Source organism: Streptococcus sp. 2018037 (genome assembly GCF_019754195.1).
Lineage (GTDB): Bacteria > Bacillota > Bacilli > Lactobacillales > Streptococcaceae > Streptococcus > Streptococcus hashimotonensis.
Window position 1 is genome coordinate 1 of sequence record NZ_JAIJZQ010000005.1, and the last position, 16,479, is coordinate 16,479.

General features: G+C 38.6%; 14 protein-coding genes and 1 CRISPR repeat array. All 14 genes read right to left on the bottom strand.

Annotated features, from left to right (window positions below):
* Nucleotides 1-140: 140 nt before the first annotated feature.
* The 14 genes from deoD to K5Q29_RS02965 all read right to left on the bottom strand — a co-directional run bounded on the left by deoD (nucleotide 141) and on the right by K5Q29_RS02965 (nucleotide 16,474).
* On the bottom strand, nucleotides 141-854 hold the full coding sequence (gene deoD / locus K5Q29_RS02900) for a purine-nucleoside phosphorylase (protein WP_014638302.1): 714 nt from the start codon (nucleotides 852-854) through the stop codon (nucleotides 141-143).
* A 32-nt stretch (nucleotides 855-886) separates the two neighbouring features.
* Nucleotides 887-1,696 carry a purine-nucleoside phosphorylase gene (locus K5Q29_RS02905; protein ID WP_105139792.1) on the bottom strand — a complete coding sequence of 270 codons (810 nt, stop codon included), beginning with the start codon at nucleotides 1,694-1,696 and terminating at the stop codon, nucleotides 887-889.
* An 11-nt stretch (nucleotides 1,697-1,707) separates the two neighbouring features.
* Nucleotides 1,708-2,064, bottom strand: coding sequence for an arsenate reductase family protein (locus tag K5Q29_RS02910; protein WP_105139791.1), 357 nt, complete (start codon nucleotides 2,062-2,064; stop codon nucleotides 1,708-1,710).
* Nucleotides 2,064-3,275, bottom strand: coding sequence for a phosphopentomutase (locus tag K5Q29_RS02915; RefSeq protein WP_012027384.1), 1,212 nt, complete (start codon nucleotides 3,273-3,275; stop codon nucleotides 2,064-2,066). The genes K5Q29_RS02910 and K5Q29_RS02915 overlap by 1 nt, the downstream gene beginning before the upstream one ends.
* A 328-nt stretch (nucleotides 3,276-3,603) precedes the next feature.
* Entirely contained in the window at nucleotides 3,604-4,278 is a 675-nt protein-coding gene (rpiA, locus tag K5Q29_RS02920) for a ribose-5-phosphate isomerase RpiA (protein ID WP_002935597.1), read from the bottom strand.
* Nucleotides 4,279-4,631: 353 nt separating this feature from the next.
* A CRISPR array of direct repeats spans nucleotides 4,632-5,394; the repeat unit is 36 nt; unit sequence GTTTTGAAACCATTCGAAACAGCACAGCTCTAAAAC.
* A gap of 98 nt (nucleotides 5,395-5,492) precedes the next feature.
* Nucleotides 5,493-6,158 (bottom strand): type II-A CRISPR-associated protein Csn2, encoded by a 666-nt coding sequence (gene csn2, locus K5Q29_RS02925; protein WP_105139789.1) that lies wholly within the window; start codon nucleotides 6,156-6,158, stop codon nucleotides 5,493-5,495.
* A gap of 1 nt (nucleotide 6,159) precedes the next feature.
* On the bottom strand, nucleotides 6,160-6,492 hold the full coding sequence (gene cas2 / locus K5Q29_RS02930; protein ID WP_024381495.1) for a CRISPR-associated endonuclease Cas2: 333 nt from the start codon (nucleotides 6,490-6,492) through the stop codon (nucleotides 6,160-6,162).
* Nucleotides 6,489-7,355: a type II CRISPR-associated endonuclease Cas1 gene (gene cas1 / locus K5Q29_RS02935; RefSeq protein ID WP_105139788.1), complete on the bottom strand. Its 867-nt coding sequence runs from the start codon at nucleotides 7,353-7,355 to the stop codon at nucleotides 6,489-6,491. Before cas1 ends, cas2 begins: the two co-directional genes overlap by 4 nt.
* Nucleotides 7,355-11,458: a type II CRISPR RNA-guided endonuclease Cas9 gene (gene cas9 / locus K5Q29_RS02940; protein WP_105139793.1), complete on the bottom strand. Its 4,104-nt coding sequence runs from the start codon at nucleotides 11,456-11,458 to the stop codon at nucleotides 7,355-7,357. The genes cas1 and cas9 overlap by 1 nt, the downstream gene beginning before the upstream one ends.
* Before the next feature lie 1,162 nt (nucleotides 11,459-12,620).
* A complete protein-coding gene (locus K5Q29_RS02945) occupies nucleotides 12,621-13,328 on the bottom strand; it encodes a CHAP domain-containing protein (protein ID WP_221876943.1) in 708 nt (235 codons plus the stop codon).
* A 129-nt stretch (nucleotides 13,329-13,457) separates the two neighbouring features.
* Nucleotides 13,458-13,661, bottom strand: coding sequence for a phage holin (locus K5Q29_RS02950; RefSeq protein WP_014736074.1), 204 nt, complete (start codon nucleotides 13,659-13,661; stop codon nucleotides 13,458-13,460).
* On the bottom strand, nucleotides 13,636-14,091 hold the full coding sequence (locus K5Q29_RS02955; RefSeq protein WP_221876944.1) for a hypothetical protein: 456 nt from the start codon (nucleotides 14,089-14,091) through the stop codon (nucleotides 13,636-13,638). Before K5Q29_RS02955 ends, K5Q29_RS02950 begins: the two co-directional genes overlap by 26 nt.
* A 12-nt stretch (nucleotides 14,092-14,103) precedes the next feature.
* Nucleotides 14,104-14,367 (bottom strand): hypothetical protein, encoded by a 264-nt coding sequence (locus K5Q29_RS02960; protein WP_221876945.1) that lies wholly within the window; start codon nucleotides 14,365-14,367, stop codon nucleotides 14,104-14,106.
* Nucleotides 14,368-14,428: 61 nt separating this feature from the next.
* Complete coding sequence (locus K5Q29_RS02965; RefSeq protein ID WP_221876946.1) at nucleotides 14,429-16,474, bottom strand: DUF859 family phage minor structural protein; 2,046 nt, start codon at nucleotides 16,472-16,474, stop codon at nucleotides 14,429-14,431.
* Nucleotides 16,475-16,479: the final 5 nt, after the last annotated feature.

Here is a 16,479-nt window from a genome sequence, read left to right on the forward strand (position 1 = left end):
ACTAACATCATTAACTCGTCAACCACAAAGCCCTCACTAAGATTATACACCTAGTGAGGGCTTTGTGTTCGTTTTCATTATTCTGTGGGTGAAGGCGGAGCCATCATGGATGTCTTTCCCACTCCCAGAATTATTCTTAATTATTCTGCAATCAGAGTTTCCAAACCAACTTTCATCATATCCGTGAAAGTATTTTGACGCTCTTCTGCTGTGGTGTCTTCCTCTGGATTAACCAAGCTATCTGAAATCGTCATAATGGCAAGCGTTTGAACGCCAAACTTAGCACCTAGGTAATAAAGTGCAGCTGCTTCCATTTCTACAGCCTTGACACCTAGTTGACCTAATTCTAAGTTGCGACTAAACAATTTTGGAGAATAGAAACTATCTGATGATAAAACATTGCCAACATGCGTTGTCATGTTGAGTTCTTTGGCGATATGATAAGCCTTATCTAAAAGATCAAAATCAGCGATTTGTGGCAAATCGTACTCTGGCCAGTCAATATTGATCATACGAGAGTTGGTCGCAGCTGCCTGTGCCAAGACCAATTCACGGACATGAACATCCTCGTTCAAAGAACCTGCTGTTCCCACACGAATTAGTTTTTTCACACCATATTCGTTAATCAATTCATGGGCATAGATAGAGATGGATGGCATTCCCATACCTGTTCCCATGACAGAGACACGATGACCCTTGTAGGTACCTGTGTAGCCGAACATATTGCGAACTTCGTTGAAGCAAACTGCATCTTCAAGGAAGTTTTCAGCGATAAATTTAGCACGGAGTGGATCACCAGGAAGCAAAATCTTATCAGCAATTTCGCCTGGTTTTGCGGAAATATGGATAGACATGTAATGTACCTCTTTGTTCTATTTTCGAATGCTTACAACTCAGCCAAGATAGCTTTGACCAAGCCTTTGAAGTTGCCCTTGATTTGCTCGGTTACTTCTACAACTTCTTCGTGGTTGAGTTCAGATTGGAAACCAGCCGCAAAGTTTGTGATAGCAGAAATACCCAAGACTTTCATACCTGAGTGAGCTGCCACGATAACTTCTGGCACAGTTGACATACCGACTGCATGGGCACCCATGGTCTTGAAGGCCAAAATTTCAGCAGGTGTTTCATAGGTAGGACCTGTCACACCGAGATAGACACCATCGTCCAACTTGATACCCAATTTTTCCGCAATGGCATGGGCTTTTTCACGGTATTCTTTAGTGTAGGCATTTGACATATCTGGGAAACGTAGACCAAATTCTTCCAAATTTTCGCCAATCAATGGATTTTGACCAGTCATGTTGATGTGGTCGGTAATGGCCATAAGGGTACCTGGACCGTAGCCGATACCACCTGCAGCATTAGTTACAATCACGCCTTCACAACCAAGGGCTTTCATAACACGGACTGGGAAGGTCACAACTTCCATCGGATTTCCTTCGTAGAAATGGAAACGACCTTGAAGAGCTAAGACCTTACGTCCTGCCAAATCACCGTAAACCAACTTACCAGCATGACCTACAACTGTTGACTTACCCCAGTTTGGAATATCTGCATAGTCGATGACAATGGCGTTTTCAACTTCTTGGGCCAATTCACCCAAGCCAGAACCCAAAATCAAACCGAATTCAGGTTTTACCAAACCTTTTTCTTCCAAGAACGTTTTTGTTTCATTGATTTTTGCAAGTAAACTCATATTTTCTCCTTTTATAAATAAGCTGACCAGTCATATTCTGGCATTTTTTCTTTAATGATTTCAAGCGGACGACAGAGGAAGGCTGTCTGTTCTCGCTCGATAATGGGACGGTTGAGAAGAGCAGGCTCTTCCACTAAACGCTCAAAGATTTCTTCTTCTGACAAACCTGCTCGCTCTTCTTCTGTCAACCGAATAACTGCTGAAGGCTGACTGCCCATTTTTTCCAAGAGAGCTGTCAATTCAGCTCCCCTTAATGGCGTTTCCAAATAATTAACCCACTTGACTTCCATATCCTGACTGGACAGCAATATTCTTAATTTTTTACACTTGCTACAGTCAGGATTGTAATAGACCGTTAGCTTCTCCATTAAACCAATTGTGATAAGAAGCTTTCGCCAATCATGGCTGTGTCCACTCCGAAGTTTTCCGCAACGGTTGCTGAAATGTCCGCAAAATGACCTACTGGCAAGACACCACTACCTTTGAAAGCCTTGCTGTATGCCAAGAGTGGCACATATTCACGTGTATGGTCTGTTCCAGCATAGGATGGATCATTGCCGTGGTCTGCAGTAATCAAGAGCAGGTCATCTTCACGCATATTGTCAATAATCTCTGGAATACGTGCATCAAACTCTTGCAAACAATCGCGGTAGCCTTCGATATTGCGACGGTGACCATACACAGCATCAAAGTCAACTAAGTTTGTAAAGGAGAAACCTTCCTCGAAGTCTGATAACTTCAGAGTATCAATCAACACATCGACACCGTGCATGTTGGACTTGGTGTGACCCATATCATTTGTAATACCTGAACCATTGAAAATATCACTGATTTTACCAACTGAGTAAGTTGGTACACCCGCATCTGCCAGTTTGTTGAGTACTGTTGCTTCAAACGGTGATACTGCATAGTCGTGACGGTTGGCAGTTCGTGAGAAATTGCCTGGCTCACCAACGTATGGACGGGCGATGATACGGCCTAGAAGAGCTGGGCGTTCAAGGGTAATGGAACGAGCGTATTCACAGATACGATACAACTCATCAAGTGGAATAATGTCTTCATGGGCCGCAATCTGAAGCACAGGGTCTGCGGAGGTATAGACGATCAACTCTCCTGTTTCCATTTGGCGAGGGCCAAAGTCATCAATGACAGCTGTACCTGAATACGGCTTGTTTGCTTCGCGGATGATTTTACGACCTGAGAATTCTTCGATTTTTGTCAAAATCTCTTCAGGGAAACCATCCCAGAATGTATCAAATGGCTCAGTAATATTGAGACCCATAATTTCCCAGTGTCCAGTCATGGTATCCTTACCAAGCGATACTTCTTCCAACTTGGTCACGTAACCAGTTGGATGGCTTTCAGCAGGAACTGTCGCAAGCGCTGTATCTCGAGGGATATTTCCAAGACCAATCTTGGTCATATTAGGCACCTCAAGCCCAGCTTTTTCAGAAATGTGACCGAGAGTGTCAGATTCTGTATCTGCTACACCCGCATTGAAAAATTTATCTGAGTCTGGTGCTGCGCCGATTCCGACAGAGTCCATAACTACCAAGTGAACACGTTTAAATTTAGGCATAATTGTCTCCTTTATTTGATATAGTTAGATTCAACCAAAATCAGCGTCCAACCAAGTTGCTAGACTGGAAATTATCGTTACCACATCTAAACATTTTAATGGGGTGCAATACTTATACAGTCACAGCTCTCGGTATCAAACTTCCTAACCATCAAAACTAGATACTGTTACTCGCTTCACTGCCTGCTGTTCAGCTATCGCTTTTTCAGTACCTATCGTCTGACTGCTACGAGGTAAGGGGATAGATTTTTGAAGAGTCTAAACGTTCGTGTTTTCATTATATCATAAAAAAGCCTCTCATTGTACCAAAATGAGAAGCGTTTTCAATTTATTTCTTTTCGATGATGTTCGGTCCTTCTGGTGTACCAACAATTACCTTGGAAATCAATCCAATAAAGAGACCGTGTTCTACAACACCGACGGTCCGATCCAATTCTTCCGCCAATGCATATGTGTCTTCTATTCTGCGCAAATCAAGGTCAATGATAAAGTTCTGCATATCCGTGATATGTTTTTCTCCATTACGCATACGGAAACTTGGACGATACCCTTTTTTCTCAAATAGTCGGAAAAGATTTTCCGCACCGTACTGTACAACTTCTACCGGCAACTTGAAAGCTCCTAGGGTTTGAACCACCTTAGACTCATCCACAATCCAGATGCAGTCCTTACTGTTGACCGCGACCACCTTCTCCATGAGAAGCGCTGCACCACCGCCTTTAATCCCATTGAAGTCTCCATCAACCTCATCTGCTCCATCCACCGTCAAGTCCACATACTCGACTTCGTCGATATTTTTCAGGGGAATCCCAAGGGACGCAGCATGTTCTGCCGTAGCATGAGAGGTCGTTACGCCTGTGATCTGTAGCCCTTCTTCTGCAACCCGGCGGCCAATCTCCTGCACGAAATAGTATGCCGTCGAACCAGTTCCCAGCCCAACAATCATCCCGTCCGTCACAAATTCCGCCGCCTTAATCCCAACCTGCTCTTTTAGGTTTGTCATCTTTGTCTCCTTTGAAGTAAAACGATTATATATAGTATAGCATGGAGAGGGAGATGGGACAAGGGCGAGTTAGAAATCTTGGAGGAAAATGGAGGGGAATTAATTTCGACAGTATTTTCTAGGCTATCGTAAAAACTAGAAAAAATTAAAACAGTGATATAAAGTAGAATTTAATCAGGAAGACCTATCAAATTAAGCTCTTTATCAATTTCATCCCCACTTATTTCTTTCGATCTCTTTAGTGATTTTTTTGATAATTAAAGTTACAATATTCACTACTACTGTTAGAAATAGAAGTATTAAAAAATAACAGTTTTGACATCCAATTACTCCCCTCCTTTATAAACTTACTGCTTATTGTACTATTCGAAACAGCACAGCTCTAAAACATAACTTTAATACATTACCATGCACCGGCAGTTTTGAAACCATTCGAAACAGCACAGCTCTAAAACGTCTAGGAGGTAAACAAAAAATGAAACAATGTTTTGAAACCATTCGAAACAGCACAGCTCTAAAACAGACTGGTCGTGAGATGTGGTCCAATTTTAGTTTTGAAACCATTCGAAACAGCACAGCTCTAAAACCAATAGCGTCTATCACTCCGCTAAAGTAGAGTTTTGAAACCATTCGAAACAGCACAGCTCTAAAACAGCACAGTATGCCTACGTCAACTGTGATAGGTTTTGAAACCATTCGAAACAGCACAGCTCTAAAACAGGACGTGACTGTGCTTTTGGCTCAATTGGGTTTTGAAACCATTCGAAACAGCACAGCTCTAAAACTTAACACCGAATAAATACTTGTAAATGTTTTGTTTTGAAACCATTCGAAACAGCACAGCTCTAAAACGTAGGTCATCGGATTAACTAGCACAGCTACGTTTTGAAACCATTCGAAACAGCACAGCTCTAAAACTCTGACAATTTTGTAAAATACCTCTCGTCCGTTTTGAAACCATTCGAAACAGCACAGCTCTAAAACCGTACCAAGCTCGGATTTTAAAGTTTCTATGTTTTGAAACCATTCGAAACAGCACAGCTCTAAAACTTCGTTTAGGTTAATACTATGATAGCATTTGTTTTGAAACCATTCGAAACAGCACAGCTCTAAAACCTCGTAGACTATTTTTTGTCACAAAATCTCGTAATCGCGCCATTCGTCTCAGCCAGACTTCAGTTTCGAATAATTTCTAATATTTGTACTGTATGTATTTATTTTACCATATTTTCCGATAGTAAGAAATAGTCTTTATCCAAAACATACTGAGGGAAATCTTTTCTTTTTCTCGGTTCTAGAAAAAGAACATCCATATTGGAAAGTTCAATATACTCCCTAGTTTTCTGAATTTCATCCACTGTCAAATAAGATAACACATTGATAAAGACAAGAAATCTCTTCTTATTCAAAAATTGATAAACTTGTAAAATCTCGAAAATTTTATCAAAAATCGTATCACTGATAGTTTCAATTTTGACCCCTAACGCCTTTATCAACTCCAAAACCGTAATCTCATCATACTCCAAATCAAGCTCATTCTCTAAACATTCATAAGAGATTAGTTCAGTAATAGAATTTGCTAATTTTTCAATAATTGATTTCACTTCTGTTTTTTCATTTAATTGATTTTCTAAATCAGCATGGATGAGCTTCAGTATTGGTGCAGCATTAATGTCATATCCTAAAATATCTGTCACCACCATCAGCTCGGAATCTTTTATGGACCTAAATTGTTCGTCGAAAATTTTTAATTCTGATCCATCTTGATATTGATATAAATTCCTAACCAGTCGAGAAAATACTGTCGTATCCTCTACAACAAAAATAGTTGCTTTCTCGACCGTCAGAGCTTCGTCTAGTAACGGAAAGTTCAATTTCATATCAAATCTCCTCTCCTAAAAAGACTATTCGAGAGTCCGTATTTCCTATACAGTCATCTCGCTGACCATGGAGATAAATCATACGAGCAAATTGTTTTTCTGTAACTGTCAGAAGTGTGATATTACCTTTCTTGGGATTATTTGCCTTTAGTCGCTCCAACATAGCATTACTGGCTGAATTGTTCAGGAGTAACTTGCTATAGACTGAAAATTGATGCATAATAAACCCTTCGTTGATTAAAAATTTACGGAATTTACGATATGCCTTTCTTTCATCAACTGTTTCTGTAGGCATATCAAACATCAATAGCATTCTCATATACCGGTAACTCATATCCTAAATTCAGGAACTCCTTTCCCTTTATTATTGAGCGCCTTAATCACTTTCTTCGTATAATCGCTAACAATATTAGTCAGGTACATTTCCTTATTGTTGTATTGAAATGTATCTGAGAAAATTGTAAACAATTCACGCTTAATTTTAACAAAACTATGATTTCGATTTTCGTAAACAATCTGATCTATGATAGGCCGAAAAGGTTCCATGATGTCGCTAGCAAGGTTGAATTGATTGAATTGGTTAGCGTGTTTTAAACCAAATTGTGTCATGCAGCCAGAAAGAACAACCTCACGCGCAAACATACTAAGTAACAGGGTATAGCCATAATCTAGACTTGCGTTGATGTCATTATCAAGTTCTCGATTAAAATCGTTTCCAAACAAAGTATTAAAGTAAATCCTCGCAGAATGTCCTTCACGATTACTAGGGTCAAAGAGCTCCAAGCTATGGTACAAATTCATGACGGATTGAGATTTTTCAATGAAACCACACGCACTGAGATAGATACTTTGGTTTAGTATTTTCTGGGAAATGATATGTGTCCAAACTTCAGCTTTGACTGCTTCTTCCCAGTCAATTTGCCTCGAAAGCTGCAAACTGGAATCATGCCGAGCATAATAAGGCATCAAGTGTGCTGTTGGTAGTCGCTTATCATCACAAAAAATAACCAGAATATTTTCATCTACTAATCGCTTGATCAACATCGTAGACAGCACAATATCAGTTGTTTCCAGCAATAAGATGTCAACCTCGGACAGATGAATCATTTCTGTCCGAGTTGCATCTTTAAAAATTAAATGATTATTTTTATATGATAGTTTGGAGTGTGTATTTACAATAACAGTCCGCCAGCCCATTAGTCTCCTCCTAATTTGCTCAAATCAATACGTGTTTCGTAGAGACCAGTCACAGACTGATGAATGAGGGTAGCTTCTAAAATCTCAGCGATTGAAGTGTAACGTTTACGATCAATAACGGAACCTAAAAATTTGAATGCAGCTGGAGCCCCAATAGCCGTAAAGGTTAGCAGATTTACAAATGAACTCGTCAAATCACTAATATCATCTCCATCATTTTTATCATACAATTCTTCTATTTTACTCAGACGATCTTGAGCCAAAATGTATCTAGTAGAGAAATCTGATATATGTCTCAAAAGTTCTTTAAACTCATGTTTATTTTTATTAACATAGTTTAAGTGAATGGGCTCAGTGATTTTGTGAATATTACTTGAATGATATAGCAGTGTCACCAAGTGAGGTGGTAAAACTATTTCATTTCCCTTCTGCAACTCCTTCGCACTAGCTAGAAGTCTTCGCCGTCCATTTTCTAATTCAAATAGACTGTATTTAGGTAGTTTTATAATATTCCTTTCTTGAATATTCTTATACCCCTTATGTTCAAGAAACTCAATAGGATTTTTTTCAAATGCCATTCTCTCCATAATGGTGATACCAATGAGTTCTTTGACCTTCTTTAGTTTCTTGGCCTTCCCTTTTTCAATATCTGCAATTAGTAAAATTGAATAAGCAATTGTTGGGCTATCAAATCCACCATATTTTTTTGTATCAAGATAGAATTTTTCGGTTTTTCGAGGAATGAGTTTGTTCGAATTACCATGTGGTAAAATGGATTCCTTAGAAAATCCGCCAGTCTGCATCTCTACTTTTTTCACAACATTCACTTGCGGATAAGATAAGACTTTTCTAACCGTTCTAAAGTCCGACTTTTTGTCCCAAACAATTTCCCCGGTTTCCTTGTTTACCTCAATAATAGGTCTAATTTTTACCGTCCCTGTTTTGGAAGACTTCACAACTCGCTTGAAAAAGTTCATGATATTAGAATAAAATAAGACCCTCTCGGTTGCCGATTTACGAGATTTATAGCTATTGTATTTTGGATAGTCTCCATAAACAAATTCTGGTGCTAACTGAGGGTACTTTTTCAATAAAGCTGTTGCTACTACTGCATTCAGATAGGCATCATGAGCGTGATGGTAATTGTTGATTTCACGTACTTTATACAATTGATAGTCTTTTCTAAATTGGGATACTAAGCTTGATTTTAAGGTAATAATATTGACTTTCGGATCACGAATTCTATTTCCAGTGTCATCCAACTTCGTATTAAAGCGCGTATCCAAAATTCTAGCCACATGCTTTGTGATTTGTCTAGTTTCCACTAATTGTCTCTGGATAAACCTTGCCTTATCCTCATTGGTCAACCCACCTCGCTCCGCCTTGGTCAGGTTATCAAATTTACGTTGTGAAATAAGTTGAGAATCTAATAACTGTTTCCAGAAGTTTTTCTTTTTATGAACAATTTCGAGGCTTGGCACATCATCAGACTTACCTCGGTTTTTAGCAGATTTAGTCAATACCTTATTATCTAATGAGTCATCTTTAATAAATGCTTGTGGGATGATATGATCAATATCATATTGACTGAGCTGATCAATATCTAACTCTTCATCAGTATACATATCCTTTCCATTTTGAAGATAATAGAGAAAAAGTCGATCATTCTGCAACGCTTGATTATTTGTTGGATATTCTTTAAGAATTTTTGAATTCAAGTTGCGGTCTAAATTCTTAATCGCATTCTCTATTTTCTTATAGCGCTGTTGCGAATTACGGCGACCTTGATTCGTAAACTGATTTTCACGAGCCATTTCAACAACGATATGCTCAGGATCATATCCCATAACCTCTATCAATTCATCCACAATTTTTAAACTTTGTAGGATTCCTTTTTTAATGGCTGGACTTCCGGCAAGATTTTGCACCTCTGCGCGATAATCTTTTGCTTCTCCAGAACCTTGTGCTAGTCTGATTTCATCTACAAATGATAGAGTATCATCGTTTATCAGTTGCATAAAATTACGATTACTGGTTCCGTCATCTATTAGATAATCCAAAATCGTTTTTCTCGTAGTTTTATTCCGAATGCCGTTAATTAACTTAGCAGACAACCGACCCCAACCAGTATAATGGCGACGTTCCAGTTTTTTGCGTTGTTCTTCTGACAATACATCCTTATACTTCTCTAGTCGTTTTCTTATCATTTCTCTATCTTCAAATAGAGTTAGAGTTAACACAACATTTTCCAAAACGTCTTCATTTTCTGGATTATCAAGTAAATCTTTAGATACTATTTTTTTCAAGTCATGGTAAGTACCGAGCGAGGCATTAAAACTCTTATTGTCCTTATCCAAACCCATCAAGTCTACGATGCGGAATTCATCAAATTCCTTACCAAGGAAATCCATTAATTTTTCCTTTGTAACTTTTCGATAAACCTTAAATACGCCATCAAAAATTTCTTGCTTCATATTGGCATCAAAGAAGAATGACTTACCTTGTTCTGTTACATACCTTACCTTGGTCAGTTCGTTATATACAGCAAACTTTTCATATAGCAGACTATGTTTTGGAAGAACCTTTTGATCCGGCAAGTATTGATCATAGTTTGTCATACGAGTGATGAAGTTTTCGGCGGAAGTTTCCTTATCAACCATTTCATCAAAATTCCAAGGCCTAATCTTCTCGTCTGATTTACGATTTAACCAAGCAAACTCACTCTTTCCACGTGCCAACGGGCCTACATAATAAGGAATACGGAAAGTTAGTATTTTTTCAATCTTATCATGATTCTCTGCTAGAAACGGATAAAATTCAGCCTGTCTGCGGATGATAGCATGCATTTCTTGAAGATGAATTTGATGAGGAATAGAGCCATTATCAAAGGTACGTTGTTTTCTTAAAAAATCTTCTCTGTCGATTTTATCAATGAAATAATCGCTTCCCTCAATCTTCTCTATTGTTTTTTTAACGAATTTATAAAAATCTTCTTGGGTAGTTTTACCCTCAATATAACCCGCGTAACCATCTTTTAGAGTATCATTGAAAAATTCTTTATAGGAATCGGACAAATTCTGATGAATAAAGTTCTTTAGTAAAGCTAAATCCTTTTGATGCTCCTCATATCTATTAACCATTGAACTAGAAAGCGGAGCTTTTGTTATAGAATCAGTTGTTGACAAGATCCCTGCCAGCAATATCCCATCGTATAAGGATTTTGTCGCGATAAATAGGTCAGCATAATCATCCCCGATTTTACCTAATAACTCCTCCAAATCTTCTTCGTACGTTTCTTTAGAAAATTGGATTTTTGCATCTTCAGCCAGCTCGAAATTTGTTTTAAAATTAGGCTGTAGCCCTAGGGCAAGTGCAAGAAAATTACCAAACAGTCCATTTTTCTTTTCATTTGGAAAATAATGAAGAATATTTTCTAAACGTCTAGACTTACTGACTTTTTCAACTAAAACATCTGCAACATTTGGTAGATTCTCTGATAAATAGCTACCTTCAACAGTTTTGTCGAATATCTCAACGAAGTCATTAAATAAATGTTGAACATCTTTATTTTCAGATTTTAAATCCCCTTCAAATAAAAAGTGCCCTCTATACTTAATAATGTGAGCCAAAGCAAGATAAATCAATCGAATATCAGCTTTTTGAGAAGAATCTGCTAATTGTTTTCTTAAATGATAAATAGTTGGAAACTGTTTGTGGTACTCTTTTTCTTCCTGCAAGGTCCCGAAAATAGGGTGCTTGCTTCCTTGTTTATCCTCAACAATAAGAAACGAATCGTCAAGACGTTGGAAAAAACTGTCATCAATCTTATTGATTTCTTCTGCAAATATTTCTTGCAAGTATAACATACGATTTCTGCGGCGTGTGTAACGTCTGCGAGCTGTTCGCTTTAGTCTGCGACTTTCTGCTGTATTGCCCTCATCAAACAGCAAGGTGCCAAGTAAGTTTTTCTTTATGTACTGCTTTTCGGTATTTCCAAATACCTTCATTTTCTTGGAAGGTACTTTGTAGTTCTCTGTATACATAACACAGTGCCCAACGCTGTTCGTACCTATATCTATTCCTATAGCGTAACTTTTCTTCATCATAGTTTTACTCCTTATAATTTGATTATTATATTTTGATGCTTTTGTGAAATTTATGAGATTAATGAGTCTCTCAAATATAACATCCCTAAATATAAATAAAATATAAAACTTTCGATGGGGTATTTCAAGAAATTAGCTATTTTTAGAACAAAAATTTTATCATTCTTGAAAGATTTGTTATACTTATGGAGATTTATATTTAGTTTTAGCGCTATGTTAGTTTAGAGTGCAACAATTTTTTATAAAAACTCTTGCAAATATCTATAAGATGCTATATAATGATTTTGTTGAAACCATTCGAAACAACACAGCGAGTTAAAATAAGGCTTTGTCCGTACACAATTTTGCGCACCGATTCGGTGCTTTTTTGTTTTTATTATATCAAATTTTAAACCGTTTTCAATATCTATTTATGTTATCTCATCTTTCAAACATGCTTTTTTTGTCTTTCCATGTTAAACTAATAAGTAAGATTTAAGAACCTGTATTCACAGTTCAGCACTTCCATCTAAGGCTAGTTTATCAGCTATTCATCGTTAGTTTTTTGGGAGTGAGAAAGAACTCGATTGATCTCAAAACGAGTTTCCCTCACTTCCAATACCGTAGGTTCGACTTCTATGATCACTTTCTAGTTTTAAGGTGACCAGCTGAAACAGTTCCCCAAACTGTTTCACTCCACCGGCCTATTTTACTCCCACTCCCGCACAGCTCCAACAGTCAGAGTAGTGACTGTTAAACCCAATCAACCACTGCGCTGAGATGTTGACACGAACTCTGAGAAGTGGCGCTGGGCTTGAGCCCATCCCCCAAAAAACTGTCTTGATTAGCGACAAACTATCTCTTATATTAAAACACTTTACTTGTGAATACAGATTCTTGTTAGAAAGCACATTATTATGATCACCAAAGAATTAAACAAAGGTATATAGGTTTTTACTAGTTGACAAAAAGCCTATTCTTTCGCCGTTTTACTACTTTTTCGCCTCGTATAAAACCTCCTAAAAATAAACTTTTGGGGCGGATTTGGGGCAGAAACTCTTGACACATCTTCAATACTTACAAATAATCGCCCCAGATTTTACCCTGGAGCGATTATTTTTGTATTATAGGGTAAATCATACCCCTTGCAATTTGAAAGCCAAATCTGGGCTGTTATGGGCTATTTTAATGTCCCCCACAAACTTATACGGCGACCGTTAGCATCGACTTGACCAATAGCCATATAACTACGCTTGCCACTACGACCAATCCAACTAATCCAACGGTAACCAGCAGCAGTTAGATAGCTATCATAGGTTACACTTTCGCCAATCTGATATGTTGCGACAATTTCGCCAGAAAGGTGGGGCTGTCGGCGTACATTGATTGCTGTACTGTTCAAAGTAAATACCCCAGTTTCAGCAATACGACCGGTTTCTATTTGTTTGGCTGGTTCTGAATCTGGAGAATCTGCCAACACAATAAAGCCAACCATACCATTCATACTACGGACATGATATTGTGCTGGACTGCCAACGTTAAGATTACCCGCAAGGTTTTGTTCAACGGTACGCATACTGTTGCCATCGCTGTCCTCGACAACTACGCCAGTGTGACCATAATCAATACCATCTCCTGCAACGTAGTGCATAACAAAAATCCACCCTGCCTTAGGTTTGAGACCAGGCGTATACGGCACAACCTTAATGCCCTGCGCTTTTGCACTATTTAACAAATTAATAGCATTCCCCCAAAGGTCAACACCACGCCAATTTTTTACAATAAAACAAGATAAATCTGCGCATTGGTAACCCCATGCACCGTCTTTATCAACACCTGCTCTAGCATTGGCTAAATTCTTGGAATACAAAACAATCTGATTTAGCATGTCAATCCCCCTTTATTAATAATTCTAAAAACGGGCTAACCAAGAAAACAACAAAGCTAATCACAATAAATAGCGGTATCAAGACCAAAATCAGTAGAATTTTCCCTATTGCTTTCATGATATGCCTCCCTAATTATTTTCTTGATGGTAATTTTTGCTAGAGACACCAAGTACAGTACCCGCAAAAGTCGCCACGGCTGCAATAGTTCCGTTGATTACTGTTGCATCAAATCCATACAAAGCACCCAAAGCAGAAATTAAAGTGATTGCAGCTGGTGCTACGATGGTTACCGTTGTTTTGGCAACGTCATATTGCTTGTTTGTCAATTTCATCTTTCTTCTCCTTTCGCAAAGGCAAGTCAACAAACTCCTCTTTATACATCATTTCAATCTCACCATTTCCATCCAACATTTTGTAAGAGTCAAATAGTTTAGCTATTTCACGCTTGTTTTCTAATGTGGTATAGCCATTTAGAATGTCTTTTGTCATGTCGTGATACAAGCGGTATCTAGTGATGTCCTTAGAGTTCTTTTTTAGCTTGTCAAGTTCCTCTGCATTACTAGCTAAGTCTGCCTTTATTTTTATATTGTCGTTTTTTAAGACATCCAACGACTGGATGATTTCTTTTTGTCCTCGCTTGACCTCGTTGTCACGGCGTTTGATGAAAAAGTCAGCTACTGTACTAATTAAAGTACCAATGACCCCACCAGACACCGTGACAATTGCGACCAAGACAGCACTATCTTTCAACCAAGGTAGCACTCATTCACCCCCTCAGTCTGTTTCAGCATTCTCTGCTTCAAGTTCAGCTAAAATCTCATCCTCAATTTTATAGCGTAACTCTCGCAACTCTTGCTCATGCTTGCGCATATCTCGACGATTTTTGGCATAGAGTTCTGGTTCATGTAATGTTTCATAAACAGTCGAAACCGCATCGGCACCCGTGTTGATTACTGTGGTTTTGACAAGTTTCTCTTGCTTGTCCTCAATTACAATAAATTCTACCGTTGTTTGGCGTGTTTTGGTAACTTTTAACATAGTCTTTACCTCCTTCATGATTTCATTATCTGATAGATTTCTAGGGATTTTTTACGTATTCTTAGTTTGGATATGGGTCATTAGTCACGTAACTAATTGTACCTGTATAAACGTGTTGTCCACTTGTTCCATTTGTCATATCTATTGTCCCATCTGCATTTAGATGCAGAATAGATGGTGCTTTAGTTATAGTACCTGAGTTTGGGACAAATACTAAATGAACTTGAGCTGTTGGGCGGTATCCTGCTGGTATTGTTTCTATCATTCTTCTATTCTCAAAGACATCAATGTTTGTGATACGTCTGTTTAATGTAACGGTAACAAAATTATCTTTTCTTGTCATCGTTACATTAAGCCCATACGGAAATCCCATCGTCAATGTCTTGAGTGGCTTTTCTTGTAAGAGTGGATGGTCTTCTGTCACCACAATTTTCCACGGTTGCCAACTGCCGGCTACCTTAACTCGATAGCAAGACATTATACCACTAAAGTCAATCGACTCCTGGAGTACCCAATCATTATCGTGCTTGCTTACTTTGATGTACTTCCATTGATTCTGCCCATCAAATGGAGGCTGATTTGCCATACGTTCTCCGTAGTAAAAGCCAGTATCAACGTAATTATTCCAATCACTAAAAGCCGGTATAGCTTGACCGGTGTTCTCTGTCAATCGATGATTTTGAATCGACTTACCGTTTAAGTAATATCCGCCAGTTGACTCTACAGACCCTCCCGGAAGGTTCGTATCAACGATTTTACCAATCGCAAAGCGGTTATCTTTGTCATAACTCATCACAACACTCTCTGTTGCTACGGTTGCTGAAAATTCGACACTTGTAAATTTATCAGACAACGTACCTATGATAGTAAATGACTTATTAGCTGGATAATTACCTGCCATATTAGCCGCTGAATTACTTAGAGTGTGTTGAGTTGTCCAACTGCCAGACGCACTACCATTGTCAGCGGTGTAACTCGTACTACCAAGAGGCGCAACCTTAAAAGTCAAGGTCATAATGTTCTTTTGACTACCAGATAGCGTAATTGGTGCTATCTTAGCGTTTCTAACTATCTGGATGATATTGGGTGTCTGTCTCGTTCGCTGTGCTGTAAAGCTCAGAACAGGGGCAAAATACTCTATGACATTAATAGTAATATCTCTTGTATCTGACCATCTACCTCGACTATCAAGCACACTAGCTCTGATTGTTGCTGAGCCATTAAAATTCATGATGCCGAGATTGCCACCGTTTGAGTTCGTGACCTGGTTTTTATTGACCAATTCAGCCCTAAAACCTGTGATGGTTGAACCATACGTACCAGCATGTCCATTAAATGTTACTTGGATATTAGAAATAATTTGCAAGAAATTGTTGCCAGACAATAGACTTCTCGCCACTCCATTAGTGTCTGTCAGAGTAACACCAGAAAATGTAGGTTTCATGCTTGCTGGCACATTTGCTGTAAATGTGACCTGTTGTGTACCTGTCTTGGTGCTACCAGAATATGTGTCAACAAAGATTGTCCCTGTGCCACTTGTTGTGTTAGGAATGTCATTCGCAAAATCGAGTGGGATAGTCCAACTTGTAGACGTATCTACATTGCTTGCGATTGTTCCTTGTTTATTGCCCCACGCATATCTAACAGTATGTTTAAAACTAGAGCTTTGACGGTTGATATTAATAGTAAGTGCACTACCAATAGTTCCCGTACCAACAGATACAGAGCTGGAACGTGGGATAGTTGCCAGACCAATATTTCCCGATACAGTGATAACACCGTGAAAGCCGTTGTTAGGGTTAAATGTTGCCAAAAACGGAAAACTCTTTGTGCCGTCTGCGTTGTGTCCAACAGTTGTCGAACCACTAGCCATCAGAAATTCCTCACCAGATGTTCGCCAACGAGGGTTTGAAGTGTGTACTCTGCCACCATTTAAATCGAGACTAAGTGTACTATCTCCTTGCTCATTGCGTGTCAAGTAAGCACCTGTACGACTTACAGTTATTCGCCAATTGACAACAGTTGTGTTAGCAGCTATATTTTGTGCGCCTGGCTCAATATACACATTTAAGTACAAAGACCCACTCGCATTACTAAATTTTGCCATTATCT

Bases quoted from the DNA above. Each gene is read 5' to 3' on its own strand.
- deoD (WP_014638302.1), bottom strand. From the start codon at position 854: ATGTCTATCCATATTTCCGCAAAACCAGGCGAAATTGCTGATAAGATT.
- K5Q29_RS02905 (WP_105139792.1), bottom strand. From the start codon at position 1,696: ATGAGTTTACTTGCAAAAATCAATGAAACAAAAACGTTCTTGGAAGAA.
- K5Q29_RS02910 (WP_105139791.1), bottom strand. From the start codon at position 2,064: ATGGAGAAGCTAACGGTCTATTACAATCCTGACTGTAGCAAGTGTAAA.
- K5Q29_RS02915 (WP_012027384.1), bottom strand. From the start codon at position 3,275: ATGCCTAAATTTAAACGTGTTCACTTGGTAGTTATGGACTCTGTCGGA.
- rpiA (WP_002935597.1), bottom strand. From the start codon at position 4,278: ATGACAAACCTAAAAGAGCAGGTTGGGATTAAGGCGGCGGAATTTGTG.
- csn2 (WP_105139789.1), bottom strand. From the start codon at position 6,158: ATGAAATTGAACTTTCCGTTACTAGACGAAGCTCTGACGGTCGAGAAA.
- cas2 (WP_024381495.1), bottom strand. From the start codon at position 6,492: ATGAGTTACCGGTATATGAGAATGCTATTGATGTTTGATATGCCTACA.
- cas1 (WP_105139788.1), bottom strand. From the start codon at position 7,355: ATGGGCTGGCGGACTGTTATTGTAAATACACACTCCAAACTATCATAT.
- cas9 (WP_105139793.1), bottom strand. From the start codon at position 11,458: ATGAAGAAAAGTTACGCTATAGGAATAGATATAGGTACGAACAGCGTT.
- K5Q29_RS02945 (WP_221876943.1), bottom strand. From the start codon at position 13,328: ATGCTAAATCAGATTGTTTTGTATTCCAAGAATTTAGCCAATGCTAGA.
- K5Q29_RS02950 (WP_014736074.1), bottom strand. From the start codon at position 13,661: ATGAAATTGACAAACAAGCAATATGACGTTGCCAAAACAACGGTAACC.
- K5Q29_RS02960 (WP_221876945.1), bottom strand. From the start codon at position 14,367: ATGTTAAAAGTTACCAAAACACGCCAAACAACGGTAGAATTTATTGTA.
- K5Q29_RS02965 (WP_221876946.1), bottom strand. From the start codon at position 16,474: ATGGCAAAATTTAGTAATGCGAGTGGGTCTTTGTACTTAAATGTGTAT.